Source organism: Desulfosarcina variabilis str. Montpellier, from assembly GCF_048565275.1.
In the GTDB taxonomy this organism is placed as follows: domain Bacteria; phylum Desulfobacterota; class Desulfobacteria; order Desulfobacterales; family Desulfosarcinaceae; genus Desulfosarcina; species Desulfosarcina variabilis.
Window position 1 is genome coordinate 6,282,418 of record NZ_CP159846.1, and the last position, 16,199, is coordinate 6,298,616.

At 52.2% G+C, this 16,199-nt stretch carries 15 protein-coding genes; 10 read left to right on the forward strand and 5 right to left on the reverse strand.

The annotated features are described in order from the left end of the window. Positions 1 to 47 precede the first annotated feature (47 nt). Complete coding sequence (gene argJ, locus Dvar_RS28260) at positions 48 to 1,235, reverse strand: bifunctional glutamate N-acetyltransferase/amino-acid acetyltransferase ArgJ (protein WP_419656492.1); 1,188 nt, start codon at positions 1,233 to 1,235, stop codon at positions 48 to 50. 377 nt (positions 1,236 to 1,612) lie between these two features. On the opposite strand from argJ, the gene Dvar_RS28265 reads away from it, so the two are divergent. From Dvar_RS28265 to ilvB, 6 genes are all read left to right on the forward strand, one after another. Continuing rightward, positions 1,613 to 1,795 (forward strand): dual CXXC motif small (seleno)protein, encoded by a 183-nt coding sequence (locus Dvar_RS28265; protein WP_419656493.1) that lies wholly within the window; start codon positions 1,613 to 1,615, stop codon positions 1,793 to 1,795. A 6-nt stretch (positions 1,796 to 1,801) separates the two neighbouring features. Continuing rightward, positions 1,802 to 2,722, forward strand: coding sequence for an AEC family transporter (locus tag Dvar_RS28270; RefSeq protein WP_419656494.1), 921 nt, complete (start codon positions 1,802 to 1,804; stop codon positions 2,720 to 2,722). A gap of 40 nt (positions 2,723 to 2,762) precedes the next feature. Continuing rightward, entirely contained in the window at positions 2,763 to 3,521 is a 759-nt protein-coding gene (gene truA / locus Dvar_RS28275; protein WP_419656495.1) for a tRNA pseudouridine(38-40) synthase TruA, read from the forward strand. 15 nt (positions 3,522 to 3,536) lie between these two features. Further along, entirely contained in the window at positions 3,537 to 4,427 is an 891-nt protein-coding gene (locus Dvar_RS28280) for a four-carbon acid sugar kinase family protein (protein WP_419664168.1), read from the forward strand. A gap of 43 nt (positions 4,428 to 4,470) precedes the next feature. Beyond that, positions 4,471 to 5,991, forward strand: a complete 1,521-nt coding sequence (locus tag Dvar_RS28285; protein ID WP_419656496.1) for a hypothetical protein — start codon at positions 4,471 to 4,473, stop codon at positions 5,989 to 5,991. Positions 5,992 to 6,572: 581 nt separating this feature from the next. After that, entirely contained in the window at positions 6,573 to 8,261 is a 1,689-nt protein-coding gene (gene ilvB, locus Dvar_RS28290; RefSeq protein ID WP_419656497.1) for an acetolactate synthase large subunit, read from the forward strand. Positions 8,262 to 8,708: 447 nt separating this feature from the next. Here the strand turns inward: ilvB and Dvar_RS28295 are convergent, their stop codons facing one another. Continuing rightward, positions 8,709 to 9,656: an NAD-dependent epimerase/dehydratase family protein gene (locus Dvar_RS28295; RefSeq protein WP_419656498.1), complete on the reverse strand. Its 948-nt coding sequence runs from the start codon at positions 9,654 to 9,656 to the stop codon at positions 8,709 to 8,711. 94 nt (positions 9,657 to 9,750) lie between these two features. Further along, positions 9,751 to 10,863 carry a Glu/Leu/Phe/Val family dehydrogenase gene (locus Dvar_RS28300; RefSeq protein ID WP_419656499.1) on the reverse strand — a complete coding sequence of 371 codons (1,113 nt, stop codon included), beginning with the start codon at positions 10,861 to 10,863 and terminating at the stop codon, positions 9,751 to 9,753. 299 nt (positions 10,864 to 11,162) lie between these two features. Between Dvar_RS28300 and Dvar_RS28305 the strand changes: the two genes are divergently transcribed. The 4 genes from Dvar_RS28305 to Dvar_RS28320 all read left to right on the forward strand — a co-directional run bounded on the left by Dvar_RS28305 (position 11,163) and on the right by Dvar_RS28320 (position 14,330). Then, positions 11,163 to 11,555 (forward strand): response regulator, encoded by a 393-nt coding sequence (locus tag Dvar_RS28305; RefSeq protein WP_419656500.1) that lies wholly within the window; start codon positions 11,163 to 11,165, stop codon positions 11,553 to 11,555. Positions 11,556 to 11,697: 142 nt separating this feature from the next. Beyond that, positions 11,698 to 12,330, forward strand: a complete 633-nt coding sequence (locus Dvar_RS28310) for an AAA family ATPase (protein WP_419656501.1) — start codon at positions 11,698 to 11,700, stop codon at positions 12,328 to 12,330. A 493-nt stretch (positions 12,331 to 12,823) separates the two neighbouring features. Then, positions 12,824 to 13,363: a cytochrome b gene (locus Dvar_RS28315; protein WP_419656502.1), complete on the forward strand. Its 540-nt coding sequence runs from the start codon at positions 12,824 to 12,826 to the stop codon at positions 13,361 to 13,363. A 118-nt stretch (positions 13,364 to 13,481) separates the two neighbouring features. Further along, the gene (locus Dvar_RS28320; protein WP_419656503.1) at positions 13,482 to 14,330 is read left to right on the forward strand and encodes a pirin family protein; all 849 of its coding nucleotides are present in this window, start codon (positions 13,482 to 13,484) and stop codon (positions 14,328 to 14,330) included. A gap of 279 nt (positions 14,331 to 14,609) precedes the next feature. Here the strand turns inward: Dvar_RS28320 and Dvar_RS28325 are convergent, their stop codons facing one another. Both Dvar_RS28325 and Dvar_RS28330 read right to left on the reverse strand, forming a co-directional pair. After that, positions 14,610 to 15,947 (reverse strand): MmgE/PrpD family protein, encoded by a 1,338-nt coding sequence (locus Dvar_RS28325; RefSeq protein WP_419656504.1) that lies wholly within the window; start codon positions 15,945 to 15,947, stop codon positions 14,610 to 14,612. Then, on the reverse strand, positions 15,944 to 16,195 hold the full coding sequence (locus Dvar_RS28330; RefSeq protein ID WP_419656505.1) for a hypothetical protein: 252 nt from the start codon (positions 16,193 to 16,195) through the stop codon (positions 15,944 to 15,946). Before Dvar_RS28330 ends, Dvar_RS28325 begins: the two co-directional genes overlap by 4 nt. Positions 16,196 to 16,199 lie beyond the last annotated feature (4 nt).

Here is a 16,199-nt window from a genome sequence, read left to right on the forward strand (position 1 = left end):
TGCATCTCGCCCGAGTTCGGGTGAGCGGTGCCGTTTCCGGACACGCATTAAGAGCGGTAGTCCGCATTAATCTTCACATAATCGAGACTAAAATCACAGGTCAGCATCGTGGCCTGCCCCGTGCCCAGGTGAAGGTCCAACGTCACCGAAAATTCCGGTTTTTTGATCACCGCGGTGGCTTCCGTTTCTGCAGCCATCCCGCAGCCGGTTCCGTTTTTGACCATCTGAACGGTATCGAAAAAAAGATCCAGCCGGTCCGGATCCAGGTCTACGCCGGCGCGCCCGGCCGCAGCGATAATACGGCCCCAGTTGGCGTCTTCGCCAAAAAACGCGGTTTTGACCAGGGGGGAATGGGCGATGGTATCGGCAATTTGATAAGCATCCTCATCACTGTGCGCCCCTTGCACCGTCAGATCGACCACTTTGGTGACGCCCTCGCCATCTTTGACCAGCTGCCGCGCCAGATCCATCAACAGGTCATCCAAAAGGCGCTGAAAGGTTTTTTTATCATCCTGAGAGTGGACAACCGCCCCGGACGCGCCGTTGGCCATGAGGATCACCGTGTCATTGGTACTCGTATCCCCATCAATGGTAATCCGGTTGAATGACGCATCAACTGCCTGGCCAAGCGCCCGCTGCAGGTCATCAGCGGCCATCTCGGCATCCGTGCAGATAAAACACAGCATGGTAGCCATGTCCGGACGGATCATACCGGCGCCTTTGGCCACGGCAACGATGCGGTAGTTAGCGTTATCCGCCTGACCTTCCCGCCCGGCGGCCTTGGGCACTGTGTCGGTGGTCATGATCGCCCGGGCCAGATCGCCAATTCCATCCTCGCACAACGCATCGGCCAGACGCGGCATGGCCGAGGCAACCTTATCAGATGGGAACGGTGCCCCGATCACCCCTGTGGATGCCACCAGTACCTGGTCCTCGGGCACATTCAACACGCTAGCGGCTTCGGCACTCATGGCCAGGGCGGCGTCCATACCCTGCGGGCCATTGGCACAGTTGGCATTGCCCGCATTGGCAACCACCACCCGGGCCACACCGGATTTGACCCGCTGGCGATCCAGCTTCACCGGTGCGGCCTGGACCCGATTATTGGTAAACACCGCGGCTACCTGAGCCGGCCGATCGGACACCAGCATGCCCAGATCCAGATCATTGTTTTTTTTGATCCCAGCGGCCACCCCGCTGGCAGTGAAGCCCTTACAGGTCAGAGGTTGTTGCATTGCCAGATCCTCTCCTAAGAGCCTGTTTGATAAATCCGTCTAAGGCCCGCTAACGGCGTTGGAAACTGTCTCAAAATGCTCACATATTACATATATATGCTCCGCTTTTGAGCCACTTTCCGCCTTGTTATCGGGCCTGATCCAGACTTCTCAAACAGGCTCGAATTGACGATAACGTTTCATCCAGGCGGTTGTGATGCCCCAGTTAAGGTTTCATTACCCAAATACCGGCCATTGTCAATCCAGTATCCCGCCAAGGTTCTTGCAAAGCGACGCCATATGACATAGAAAACGCATAATTACAAGATGAAGGTAGGCTCGCCTTTCAATTTGCCGGATCACGGTTCGGCAACGCGCCTGCCTTATAAGGAGTCTGTATGAACAAACGACAGCCGCTTTGTGAGCATTGCAATCACCCGTTGAATCTTAAACGAACCTGCACATCGGTGTCCTTTTACTGTCCCCAATGCGCAAAGGATTTTCCACTTTCAAGGTTCTTTCATCTCATGGACGAAGAGATGGAAGCCAGGTTGGCCGGCATTCGTTGTGACAGGGTATAGCCCCCTATGATCATTTTAAACAACCTTTTTCCCGTGTTCGCCCTGATTGGTCTGGGAGCCCTGCTCAAACAGATTCATCTGACCGGCGAAGCGTTTCTCAGGGCCTCGGACCGCCTGGTCTATTTTATTTTTTTCCCGGCCATGCTCTTCTGGAAAATCGGTTCGGCGCCTGCCATCGACAAAAGCGCCGCCAGCCTGATCGGCGCCGCTGTGTGTGCGGTTTTAACGGTGTATCTGATCAGCGCCATCTGTTTAAAATTATTCGGCATCTCATCATTTGTGGCCGGTTCCTTTTCTCAGAGCTGCTATCGTTTCAACACCTATGCGGGCATGGCCGTGATTCTGAATGCCCTGGGGGAAACCGGGGTGGCCCGCTTTGGTATTTTGATTGGGTTTATTATCCCGATTATCAACGTGTTGGCCGTATCGACACTAATCTGGCATTCTGGTCGCAGTATCGATACCCGTGAACGCATACGGATCACGCTGCGCGCCCTAATATCCAATCCGCTGATTATCGGTTGTCTGGCAGGAATGGCCTACGCCCAAGCCATCGGTGAATTTCCGGTTTTCCTGGACAACACCTTCCGCCTGGCGGCCATGGTCGCCCTGCCCCTGGCCCTTTTATCCATTGGTGGCACGCTCACGTTGAAAACCCTGACCGTCCACCTCAATCAGGCCATGATCGGGGTCATTGTCAAACTACTGTTTCTACCCCTTGTCGGATATTTTTTCCTGCGAGTGTTTGGCGCATCATCCTTGTCCTTTCATGTGGGGATGCTTTTTTTTGCCTTACCCACCTCTCCGGCCATTATCGTGCTGTCTTCGCAGCTGAACAGCGATACGGAATTTGCCTCCGCGGCTATCGTTTTGTCCACGTTGCTGTCCTTTTTTTCCATGAGCGCCGTGCTGATGATGTTTGGATGAAAGACGTTTGGATTGAAGAAGACTGGATTAAAAAGGAGCCATGATGCCGAATCGCCCCCGGACCAAAACCTTTAAACTGATCATCGAATACGACGGCTCTGGTTTTCACGGTTGGCAGCGTCAGAAAAACGACCGCACCGTTCAGGAAACCATCGAAAAGGCGATTGGCCGCATGACCGGAGAACAGTGCACCCTTATCGGTTCGGGAAGGACCGATGCCGGTGTTCATGCCAGGGCTCAGGTGGCCAGCTTTCAAACCGCCTCCCGTCTGGACGCAACCATTTTTTTAAAAGGGCTCAACAGCCTGCTGCCCGATGACGTCAGCATCCGCGGTTGCACACAAATGGCGGACGGCTTCCATGCCCGCTTTGATGTGCGCTCCAAACATTATCGTTACCACATCGTCAACGCCCCCATTGCGCCGGCAATTGGCAGGCAGTTTGTCTGGCATATCCGCAAACCCCTGGACACCGCCGCCATGCGGCAGGCCGCAGACCATATGGTGGGCACCCACGATTTCAAGTCCTTTGAAGGGGCCGGCAGTCCCCGCGCCCATACCGTTCGCACAGTCACCGAATCAATGATCCGGCTGGCCGACGGCGGCAGACTGACCTACGACATCCGGGCCGATGGGTTTTTACGCTTCATGGTCAGAAATATCGTAGGAACCCTGGTTGAGGTGGGACTGGACAAGCGTCCGGCAGATGCCATGCCAGCCATTCTCGCCTCCAAAGACCGCAGCCAGGCCGGTGCAACCGCTCCGCCCCAGGGGCTTTTTTTAATGGATGTCACCTATTAACGACAATTTGAAGGCATCCGTTGTTTCGGCGTGGCCGGCACCAGTCGCGCCAAGCCCCCTGAAGCGATGGAGCAGGAATTGCGGCCGGTGTTCGAAACGTTGGCCGCCCTACCCTGCTCGACCTTTGATTCCTCAGCCGAGGTCGGCAGCATCGGCCGGGCGATTGCCGTCAGCCGCGACTACTTCTTCGGTCACGACCTGATTCCCGTGCTTGTTGGCGCATCGCCGCTTGGCCGGTATACCCTGTTCGGACAGCATTTTGCCAGAATGGGAAATACTGTCTATCGCCTGGATCGTCATCCAACCATGGCCAGGCACCCGATCACCCCCATGACCGAAGCTGATCTTGGGCTGCACCTGGCCAGACAGCCCCATGAGAAGATCGCGCTGATGGATATCTTGGAACTGGAGGGCGCCTTCGATCAGGTTCGGCAGCGCTTTGCCGAGAAGTTATCCGAAAAGCCCAGCCTGCTTCTGTTCGATGTTCTCAATGCGGATCGCCTGCAGAAAAGTGCCCGTCAGATGGTTGATGTTGACACCCCACCCGTCGGCCTATTGGAACAGGTACGCCGGTATCTGGGCGCCCTGGCGAAACAGATTCTAAGGCACACCAGCATCCAACGGGTGGTGGTGGCCGGCGGTGACACCTCCGGCTTTGTGCCCCGTGCGCTGGGCGTATGCGCCCTGGAGATAATCCTGCCGGTCTCGCCGGGTGCGCCTTTGTACAAGGCGTACCAGAAGGACTCGTCCCTTTCAGCATTGGGGCTGGCGCTCAAAGGCGGGCAGATAGGCGGCGAAGATTACTTTGAAATTGACTTTACCTGCAATACTCGTGTGCTAATTTGGACCGGCAATCGCCGGAGTAATTCCGGTGCTTTCGTCCCGTCCATGAACCACTCCCAGTAACCGGACAAGTGTATGATCTATTGCCTTCAAGCTTAAACGGTTGATGTGCAAACTGCACAAACAGGTATTTTTTTACATATTTTTTATGTATTTTATAGGACATTATGTCTTTTTTTTACACTTGGGTGGTTATAGTGAATGGAAAAATAGTGGTGCAACTTCAGGGTTACTGTGTGTGGGTGATCATACTATCGAGTTTAGAGACATCTCAGGCTGGACAAAACCCGGCAATCAAACAGTTTCGCTCGAGAAAGACCAGACGGCTACGGTAAGTGGTACATACACACAGCAGAATGGTTCAGTTAAAGTAACGATATCACCTTCAGCAGCAGTTTCAGCAGGCGCACAGTGGCGTGTAGACAGTGGTTCATGGCACAACAGCGGATATACTCAGAGCGACATCGTCGTGGGCACCCATACGGTGGCGTTCAGGTCGATCTCCGGCTGGACGGCACCCGGCAGCAAATCTGTTACAATTGAAAACGGGCAGACAACCTCGACCAGTGGCACCTACACCCAACAGACGGGTTCTTTAACGGTCACCATTGATCCTTCTGCTGCACGATCGGCCGGCGCCCAATGGCGAGTAGTAGACGGGGATACATGGCACAACAGTGGCGATACCCAAAGTGGATTAGCAGTCGGCGATCACACTGTGGAATACAAGGCCATTTCTGGTTGGGCCACACCGGGCAACCAAATCGTAACGATAGAAAACAATCAGAATACCAACACGACAGGTATCTATACCAAGGAAACAGGGTCGTTGAAGGTTACTATCGAGCCTTCTGAGGCGTTAGCAGCAGGGGCACAATGGCGGGTGGATGGTGGTTCCTGGCACAGCAGCGGAGACACTGAATCAGGTCTTGCTGTCGGAAACCATACGGTCGACTATAAGGTTTTATCCGGCTGGACCGAACCAGAAGGCATGATGGTAATTGTGAACGAGGGTGAGACGACACTTGTAAATGCCACTTATTCGGATGCCTCTCAGCCAATTACAACTGGGGCATTAAAGGTGACCATATCCCCTCCTGAAGCTATATCAGCAGGAGCACAATGGCGGGTGGATGACGGTTCTTGGCACAGCAGCGGTGATACACAGAGCGGTGTTGCCGAAGGGTCCCATACATTGGAGTTTAAGGACATCGCCAGCTGGTCAAAGCCCGGGAACCAACAAGTTACAATCACCAGTGGTGAGACAGAAACGATTAGTGCTGCCTATACTCAAAAAACCGGTGCATTGCAGGTAATGCTCAGCCCATCCGAGGTGGTATCCGTCGGCGCACAGTGGCGTGTAGATGGCGGTGTTTGGCATGATTCTGGTGATATGGAAACCAATTTGAGTATTGGTAATCATATAATGGAGTGCAATGATGTTTCAGGCTGGATAACACCAACGGACCAAGAAATAACGATCACTGAAGATCAAACCACAACCATAACCGAGACATATGAAAAGGATGAAACTGTTGAACCTGAAGGTGGAAATGAAAGCGGCGATAGCGGTGACGATGGCGGTGGCGGTGGCTGTTTCGTTAGCAGTATGATATGGTCATTCTAAGCAGTTAAACATGACGATTAATAATAAGCAGGGTCAAATGGTTTTGGCCCTGCTTATTTTGTTACACATCCACTAATTGCTAATCATTCCAAGATTAAAGGTAACCACATCCAGCCTATACAAAGTCATTTACGGCGAAATTAGCGCCCCTCGGGCGGGCTCTTAGTCTGCAGCAAACTTCATTGTCTCACGGATGCAACTCGGGCAACCAAGAACCGGTATAAACCCTTTGACATTTCTTCCTTCGAATTCTGCCATTGATAATTGGCATATTGAATACTTGACATCACCATGGATAGCAGGTACTAACGGCGATCAATCATTAACACACAATCATCAAGGTGAGATCTCCCGCTATGCAATCCATGACGACCATCAGTACCTTTGCCCCAGGTGTACCTGTCGGTGCTGTACCTGTCGTCGGCGTACTCGTACTTGTAGGCGTAGGAAACGCTTTTTCGCCGTAGCGGGCCGACCGATCAAATCAAAACCCCCTCCGGCGAAAAAGCGCCGGCGGGGGTTTTTTATTTGCCACGCCGGAAAGCCAGTCGTCGGGGACACGTGAAAGGAGTCTTCAAATCATGGAAATGACCGGCGCAGAACTGATCATCCAACTGATCGCCCGCCAGGGAATCGGGACCATCGCTGGGGTCCCCGGCGGCGCCAACCTGCCGATCTACGATGCATTGTACCGGTACCAAAAGATCAGGCACGTTCTGGTCCGCCACGAACAGGGGGCGGGCTTTATCGCCCAGGGAATGGCGCGGACCACCGGCCTGCCGCAAGTCTGTTTCGCCACGTCCGGACCTGGGGCGACCAATGTATTGACCGCCATTGCCGATGCCAAACTCGATTCCGTACCGGTCGTCTGCGTAACCGGCCAGGTGCCCACGGCCCTGATCGGTACGGACGCCTTCCAGGAGGTGGACACATTCGGGCTCAGTCTGCCCATCACCAAGCACAATTACCTGGTTCGGTCGGCCGACGACCTCTTGCGGATCATCCCCGAGGCGTTTCGGATCGCCATGTCAGGCCGTCCCGGCCCCGTGTTGATCGATGTGCCCAAGGACGTGCAACTGCAGCGGGTGGTGTTCGATGCCTGGCCGGCCCCCGGACAACGGGAGACGCCGCCAGCGTTCGATACCAGCGACCTGAGACAGGCGGCCAGAATGATCGCGACGGCCAGAAGACCGATTCTCTATATGGGCGGCGGTGTTCTCCAGTCGGATGCCGCGTCCACTGCCGTGGCGCTGGCCGAAAAGGCGGCCATCCCGGTGGTGACGACCCTGATGGGCCTGGGCACCATTTCGACCACCCACCCGCTGTGCATGGGAATGCTGGGCATGCATGCGGCGGTGTACACCAATCTGGCCCTTGAGAAGTGCGATCTGCTGATTGCCGCGGGCGTCCGCTTCGACGACCGGGCCACCGGCCGGATAACCGAATTCTGTCCCAACGCCCAGGTCGTTCACATTGATATCGATGCATGCGAACTGCACAAACTCAGGCGAGCCCATGTGGGTATTCTCGGCGATGCCGGCCAGGTGCTGGGTGCACTTTTCCCCTTGATACCGGAGGACGACCGAGCCGACTGGCATGCCGCGATCGGGGATCTGAAGGCATCCTACCCGCCTGACGCCGTCGATGAGAAAAGACAGATGTCGGCTCCCGCGCTGATCAAATGCGTTTCACGGGTCGTCGGCGATGAGGCGATCGTGGTTACCGATGTGGGCCAGCACCAGATGTGGACCGCCCAGATCTATCCTTTTGTGCGGCCCCGTCAGTTTCTTACCTCCGGCGGCCTTGGCACCATGGGATTCGGTCTGCCCACGGCCATCGGCGCCGCGCTGGCCCATCCGGACCGTCAGGTTGTCTGCATCAGCGGCGACGGCAGCATGATGATGAATATCCAGGAACTGGCCACGGTGGCGGAAGAAGAAATCGACCTCAAGATACTGCTGCTGGACAACAATGCCCTGGGGCTGGTTCACCAGCAGCAGAACCTGTTCTATGGCGGCAGAGTCTATGCTTCCAGATTCCGCCGGCCGGTGGATTTTGTCACCATTGCCAGGGGATTCGGTATAAAGGCCGAGGAACTTTCGGCAGGCACAGATCCGCACAGGGCCCTGGCCATGGCCTTTGCGCAAAAAGGCCCCGTCCTTATCCATGCCGCCATCGATGCGGACGAAATGGTCTATCCCATGGTTCCGCCCGGCGCGGCGAACCGGGAAATGATCCGTGACCATGCCGAAAGGCGGCTGAACGCCTGAATTCTCTGAAAGATGGTATTCGCTTAACACGTTGCCGGGACAATGCATTTCAACAAAAAAGGCAGCGCCCGTTAGAGGCTCTGCCTTTTCAGCCGCCGTATCAGTTGATCCCCATAAAATAATCAAAGCCAATCTTTATCCGCTTTGATATTTTTCTTAAGTTTGTGACCTGCGTCACAGACAGTCTCTCTCATTATTATATTAAAGGTGTAGATGATATGACAGGTTTTTATACGCGAAACATGATCTGCTCTCCACTCATTGATAATGCATTCGAAAAACAGGGGGCATATTGCATCTGAGCTGTCGCATACCCCAATGGTGCTTAAAAAAGATTGAGGTTACCATACCTACACTTTCGCGAAGCGAAGCGTTCCTCTGCAGCAGTTTCTCCAGCATAAATTATCAATCATCATGCAGAACTGCACGGTGTTGGCCGTAGAATGACTATCGAGACTGTGATATATTCCTGATCATATCTTCTGTCATGGCATCGAGATCGTAATCCGGCATCCAGCCCCATTCTTCACGAGCCACCCGGTCTTCCATCTTGTTTGGCCAGGAATCAGCAATCGCCTGACGCAAGGGATCAATTTTGTAATCAATGGAAAAATCCGGAATGATTTTCTTTATTGAAGCGGTGATGATTTCCGGTGTAAGGCTCATGGAGGAAACATTATAGGCATTTCTATGTCGAATCGTTTCGGGATCAGCGGTCATAATATCGATAGCCGCTTTTACTGCATCCGGCATATACATCAGATCCAGGTAGGTTTCCGGCTTCAAGTAGCATGTATATTTCCTGTTTTTAACCGCTTCAAAATAAATTTCAACGGCATAATCGGTGGTGCCCCCACCAGGTGGGGTTTTGTAGGAAATCAGGCCTGGATATCGCACCCCACGGGTGTCTACGCCGTATTTCGTGAAATAATAATCGCAGAGTAGTTCACCGGTGACTTTGCTGATCCCGTATATGGTCGACGGCCGTTGGATGGTATCCTGGGGGGTATTATCTTTGGGCGTTTCAGCCCCAAAGACACCGATAGAACTTGGTGTAAAAACGGCACATTTATATTCCCGGGCAATTTCTAATACATTGCACAAGCCATCGACATTGATATGCCAGCCAAGTTGCGGATTTTTTTCCGCAGTGGCCGAAAGAATGGCCGCCAGGTGATAAATGGTGTCCACTTTATATCTCTCGACAAGTGCAGCGATTGTCTCGATTCTGTTCACATCGAGACAATGGAACGGCCCTGAGTCAATAAACCTTTGCTCCGGTGTTTTCTTGTGGCCGGCGGCGATTACATTTTCCATCCCCAGTTTTTCCCGCAGGGCAGTGGTGAGTTCCGAACCGATCTGTCCCGTCGCGCCGGTAACCAGAACTTTTTTCATTTTGCCTCCTCAACATAGCTCCAAGTTATTTTGTAATCATCTGATTCATCATTTTCCGCAGTGGAGAGGATGTCAGTCCGGTACGGCATGAAAATCAGAAAAGATTCAAGCGTCTCAGACGCATAGCCTTTTCCAGCCTGCGGCGCGCCATGTTCTCTGCTGCCTTGCGAGGCATAATGCCCTTGTTCACCGATTCTTCCAGAATAAGCGCAGTATTACGCCGCAGTTTTTCTTCGATTACCTGCAGCGTGGCCGTTTCACTCATACCCTTGTATTCCATGGCGGCGCAGATGACGCCGCCGGCATTAGCGATAAAATCTGGAATACAGAGCACATTCTTGTCATAGAGATATTTTTCGGCACCGCTGGTCAGTGGAATGTTTGCGCCCTGTACCACGAGTCGTGTATTCATCTTGTGTACATTGTCATCGTTGACAACGTCCGGGCGGGCTGCAGGAATCCAGATATCGCATTCGATGCCGATAATCGCGTCCCTGTCAGACGCCTTGCCGCCCTTGAACTTGACCACACTGTTGCCTTCTTCTTTAAGCCTGATCAGCTCGGTAACGTTAAGACCATTCGGATTATGGATCGTGCCGTGCGAATCGGCTGCGGCGATAAGCTTGGCGCCTTTCTCCGTCAAAAACCGTGCAGCATTCATACCGACCGCGCCAAATCCCTGCACTGCGACACGTGCGCCATGGATATCGAAATCACAGAAGGCAAGCGCCACATCGATGGCGTGGTAGATTCCAAAACCGGTGGCCCCGATTTCATCCAGGGGAATACCACCGATTTCACGTGGAAGTCCCACCGAACGATTGATCTCATCCTTGACCCACGCCATACATTCCTCATTCGTGCCCATATCAGGTCCGAAGATATAGTGTGTCTCTCCCTCGAGGGCGCGTGCCAGTGTTCTGATGAGTTTTTCCTTCTGTTTCTGCGGCATTTTTGGATCACCGTAAATGACCGATTTTCCGCCGCCGTGCGGGATGCCGGCAGCGGCATTTTTGAAGGTCATCGCTCTGGCAAGGCGAAAACACTCCTCGGTACTGACATCCGGTGCCATACGCAGGCCGCCAATCGAAGGGCCTCTGGCGACATTATCGACGACCAGTACGGCTTTCAGCCCAACAGACGGCTGATGTATGTGAATAACCTTCAAGGGGCCAAGCTCATCGTAAAATTTGTAAATTTCTTCCACGAGCGACGTCCTCCTGTCTCTTTTGGTTTGATGAGAATCTCATCGACAACTGAAAATGGATGTTCGAATTGGGCGGGGCTATGGTGATACGGTGGCCGGCGGAAAAGCGTGTTGCCCAACAATCAGGTCTGTTTCCCCACCCCAAAAACAGCTATTTTCATTATAATTTCCGGTTGTGTAAAATTCAAGGATTTGGATCAATGAAGACTTTCGATAAACCCAAAGAAGATCGATACTTGATAAGTTGAATGGTTCGGCTTAAACTGGTTTAGTCTAATTTTAATACAAGGAGAATGATAATGAACAAGAAAGTGTTAATCGTGGACGATGATCCGGATATACGGATGTTCAACGCCTCCATCGTGGAAGATTGTGGCTGCACACCGATCGAGGCACCAAATGGTGAAGAAGGATTGAAAATTATAAAAAAAGGCCCTCCGGATTTGGTGATCTTGGACGTTCTTATGCCCAAGCAGAACGGACTGCGCCTGTATCGGGAATTGAAAACGAATAAGTCGCTGCTGGGCATTCCCGTAATCATACTATCTGGTATTGCCAAACGTACCTTTTTACGCTCCCAGAAGGCGTTGACCGAATTCGGTGATAAGGCGGTTCCCGAACCAGAAAGCTACCTGGAAAAACCGGTCGAACCCGATGAACTCGCCCGGGAAATTAAAAAATTCCTGAGCTAAACTGTCCAACGGCGGGTATCCGAACGATTCACTGGGAAGGGATGACAGGAAAAATAGAGATTTAAAACGGCTGCTGGCAACCCGGTTCGGCAACCTTCCACCGAACAATCTTAACCCGCAACGAAATAGTAAGGAGGCTGTAATGGCGGTCATTACCATATCAAGGCAGTTCGGTGCAGGCGGCATCACCCTCGGCAAAATGGTGGCTGATGAATTGGGGTATACTTTCGCCGATAATGATATTGTTCAGCGTGTGGCCAAAGAGGCGAATGTTTCCACCAACTGGGTCGAATCTTTTGAAAAGGAGGCAGGCAGCAAGCTTTCCAGGTTCATTTCCAGCATGGTTTCCAAGCGCTGGGTGGACCGTGTGCTGGGTGATGAACGGGGATACCTGGACGAACAGATCTACCTGGATTACCTGGTACTGATCATTGCCCAATTGGCCGATGAGGGTAATGTGGTAATTCTGGGGCGGGGAAGCCAGTACATTCTCAACGACCATCCCGATGCGGTCCACGTCCTGTTGATGAACCAACTTGAAAACCGTATAAAATTTATGATGGACCGTTATGGAATGGACCATAAAAAAGCGGAACGAACGGTAAAAAATGAAGACCGTAGACGGACAAGCCTTTACAAACGATTGGGCAAGACCGACTATGAAGACCCGCGCTTATACAATCTTGTGCTTAACATGAGCCAAATGACACTGGAAACGGCCCGGGATATGGTCTGTGATTTGGCGAAACAAAAGGAAGCGTCGAAACCTTCCTAAGTGCCCAGCATCGGCCACTTGGCTGACTGATTTGGGAAAATATTGTATACAGCAGAACATGACTGGACAAAATCGGCTTCAACCCATTCAGCCCTTATTCTTCGTGCGGGCAGCGCAGAATCAAACTTCTCTGTAATTCAGGTTTTTGTGATTTTTTCGAATTATCACAAGATTGTTAGGCGTCTGCCAATTTCAGCTTACCTGTACCTGTCCGTAAAATTTGTTTTTTGAAATGCGGGACAGATTTATTGGAATAATCTGCACCTCAAGGCAAATTGGCTGACCACAAGATATGGGATTGAAATTTGTTTGAAGATATTCGCTTGGGAACCAACATAATGGCAAGCTACCACAAGTCGCTATTATTGGCATCGACTACAATTTTATGATCTGAATAGGCATCTACCCTCAATTTTCTGAACGGCAAAAGTCCAAAGATTTCCTATTCTGATTACACTGGGTGTTACAGATTGCCTGGTCAAAGGAGGTTTGCATGTTAATAAACACCCGCGACAGCTTTGGGTTGATCACTCGAATTCTACACTGGCTTATCGCAGCATTGGTAATCGGAAACCTAATTGGCGGTGCGGTCCTTTCTTTGTTCGAATCTGGAGGCCTAAGGACGTTTACCTTGTCCGCCCACAAATCCACAGGTGTGATCATTCTCCTGCTGATGACAGGTCGTCTCATTTGGCGATTGTACAACTCACAGCCGCGTGATCTGGGCAATATACCCGCACTAAATTTCATCGCCTATGTATTGCATATTTGGCTATATGTGCTTCTTTTCCTGCAACCCCTGTCGGGCATCCTCATGTCTCAGGCATATGGTTATCCAGTTATCGTTTTCGGACTATTCAAACTACCTTCCTTGATATGGAACAGCCCTGCGCTAGGAGCCATCTTCGGAGAGGTCCATACCGTTGCATCGGTTGTCTTGATCTTGACAATAGCCATCCACATTGCTGCGGCACTGAAACATCACTTCGTCGATCGTGACAACACCCTGATGCGAATGCTCAAAGGAAAGTGACCAACAATTTTGCTGATCCGCTCGACGACCTTCGCTCATTGGCCGGAGCAGCGATCCATTGAGGCATTGCTCTTCATCGAAAAAGAAGCAGCCGATTACCAAAGGGAGAATTAACTGTATGCAGTCAAATCGTAAAGTTAAACTGACCCTCACCCGTCAACCGACGATGGAGGGAGCCGGGGTTCATCTAAACCGCGTTTTCGGCCATGGGCAATCCCCCGAATTCGATCCGTTTTTGATGCTGGACGATTTTCGATCCGATACGCCAGAGCAATATTTAAAGGGATTCCCTTGGCATCCCCATCGGGGCATAGAGACCATCACTTACGTGCTGAAAGGCGATGTGGAACACGGCGACAGCCTGGGCAACACCGGCGTAATCTCCTCGGGGGATGTTCAGTGGATGACCGCTGGCAGTGGCATCATCCACCAGGAAATGCCCAAGGGTGATGCCAACGGTTCTATGCACGGTTTTCAGCTGTGGGCAAATCTGCCGGCGGCCCAAAAGATGATGGCGCCCAGGTACCGTGACATCACAGCCGATCGGATACCGGTGGTCGAGCAGGAAAACGGAACAAGAATCCAGGTGATTGCTGGATCACTTGGTGGTGTTCGGGGCCCCATGGACGACATCGTCATCGACCCAGAATATTTCGACTGCACCGTGCCGGCCGACCAAACCTTTCTCCATCCAGTGGACCCCACGTACACGGCCTTTATATACGTCATCGGTGGTACGGGGCTAACCGATGGCCAATTGCTTGAAAACGGCACGCTGGTGCTGTTTGATGAAGGCGAACAATTGGTTATCAGCGCAGCTAACGAGCCTTTGCGGTTTCTGCTGTTGACCGGAAAGCCGTTGAACGAACCGGTGGCTTGGCGGGGACCGATCGTCATGAATACTCAGGCGGAATTGGAGATCGCCTTTCGTGAATTTCAGGACGGCACCTTTATCAAAGACCAATAAAAGGAGGTCATCCGATAAAAGTACTGATTGCCTATTATTCAATGCCCATAATCTGAAATCTCTGTCGATAGAGGGGAAGACAAGTTTTTGGTTTCCGCTGAGAAGTCGGATAAAATCAGTTCAGCACTATCCAATTAAAAGTAAATCAAAAATTCCCGTTTATGGCACCGGTGCTGATCCCCCCTAATCCGGCCGTACAATCTTTTTCTCAGCCGGAGGGGTAGATCGTCGGCCCAACAAATCTGGTCTGGCCGCCGGATTGGAAGCCCGCATTTACTATTATGCCGGACTGCACAATGCAATCAGTTCATTCATGTCCGATAGGTCTTGAAGGGTCCCTATGGTTTCGACTATTTTCTCGGCATTTTCAGTTGGGATGACCGAGTCGGCCAGATCCATGAATTTCGCCTTCATCTCTGCAAAGGAGAGTGGAAACCCTGGTGACCCTTTTGATTCTTTGATAAATTGCTTGAACGTGGCACCTTGTTTGGTTCTGAGCGTCACGATGGTCTCGAACAGGGGGAGTGTTTCATTCAGCACGACCGTCACCCGCTCCCTAAAAGCCACGATTTGTGGATCATTCAGTTCGCTTTCCGTAAACATCTCCTTACCAACGCGGCCTTTGACGATGGCGATGGCGGCGCAATGCTGAACGCTGAACTTTCCTTCCAATATTTTTTGGGGGTTTTTCCGGTTGACCACGCTGAAGGGCAACGGGCCGAATTCGATCTGAAGCGCTTCAACATCTGCTGCGTCGAAGTTCTCTTTTTCGCGCATGGACTCGATGGCCTGGATGGTCGAATGGGTGGCCAGTGCCGACGCATAGGGCTTAAAGGCAACATTCTGGATGTGGTACTTTGTTCCGAGACCGTCCAGGATATTATTGTTCTCCGACTTGGGGGACAACACATTTTTCAGCCCAAAACGCCCCTCAAAAATTTCATGACTGCTGTCAAAATTCCTTCTTGCCAGGACAACGGACAAAATCCCATCCATGGCTGCCTTCCCGGCGTGAAACGGCTTGCTCATGGTGCCGAACACCTCGCGCAGGCCGCCAACCTGGGTTCCTGTCAGTCCAAACGCATTCACGATCTGTTCTGGAAAAAGCCCCATCAGTTTGGCCACACTGGCGGTGGCGCTGAACCGTCCGATGGTGGCGGTGGCGTGCCATCCATGATCATAATGACTCTGTCCGGCCGCAATGCCGATCCGCGCCGCGATTTCAAAACCGATAATGAAGGCTGTGATAAAATCCTTGCCGGAAGCCTTCATATATTCTGCGGCAGCCACGGCCGCCGGCGCCAGACATACACTGGGATGGATGCCGGCATCTTTATGCGTATCGTCGAAATCCAGCGCATGGGACATGGTGCCATTGGCAAGCGCGGCAAAGAGCATATTGGTCTTCACCCCTTTGCCAATGATGGTCGCATGGGGATTTCCGCCGGCGATATCGATCATATCCAATAAAATATCGCACACCGGTTCCTTGGCTCCGCCCAGGGTTACCCCAATCCAGTCCAGCAGGCAGAGCTTTGCAAAGCGGTGGATATCCCTGGGAATATCCGCATAAGCGGTTTCATGAATATAATCTGCAAATCGTTTGGCAATGGTCATATCCTTATTAACCTCGCTTTGAGGGGATTCAAATGGTCCGGTGTCAACCGGGCGGGATTACCACATGCTATACCGCAGTTGGCTTCCGAAAAGACGGTAATGCCCACCATGACGTCGGTTTTACGGGAGGTAACAGGGTAGATTCCCATGACCAAAGACGGATCAAGGGCGATGCCGTTTTTGTAATCCATGCCGGTCCAGACAATGCGGCCCACATTGCGACCGATAAACGTGGCCACTTTTCTCAAGCCG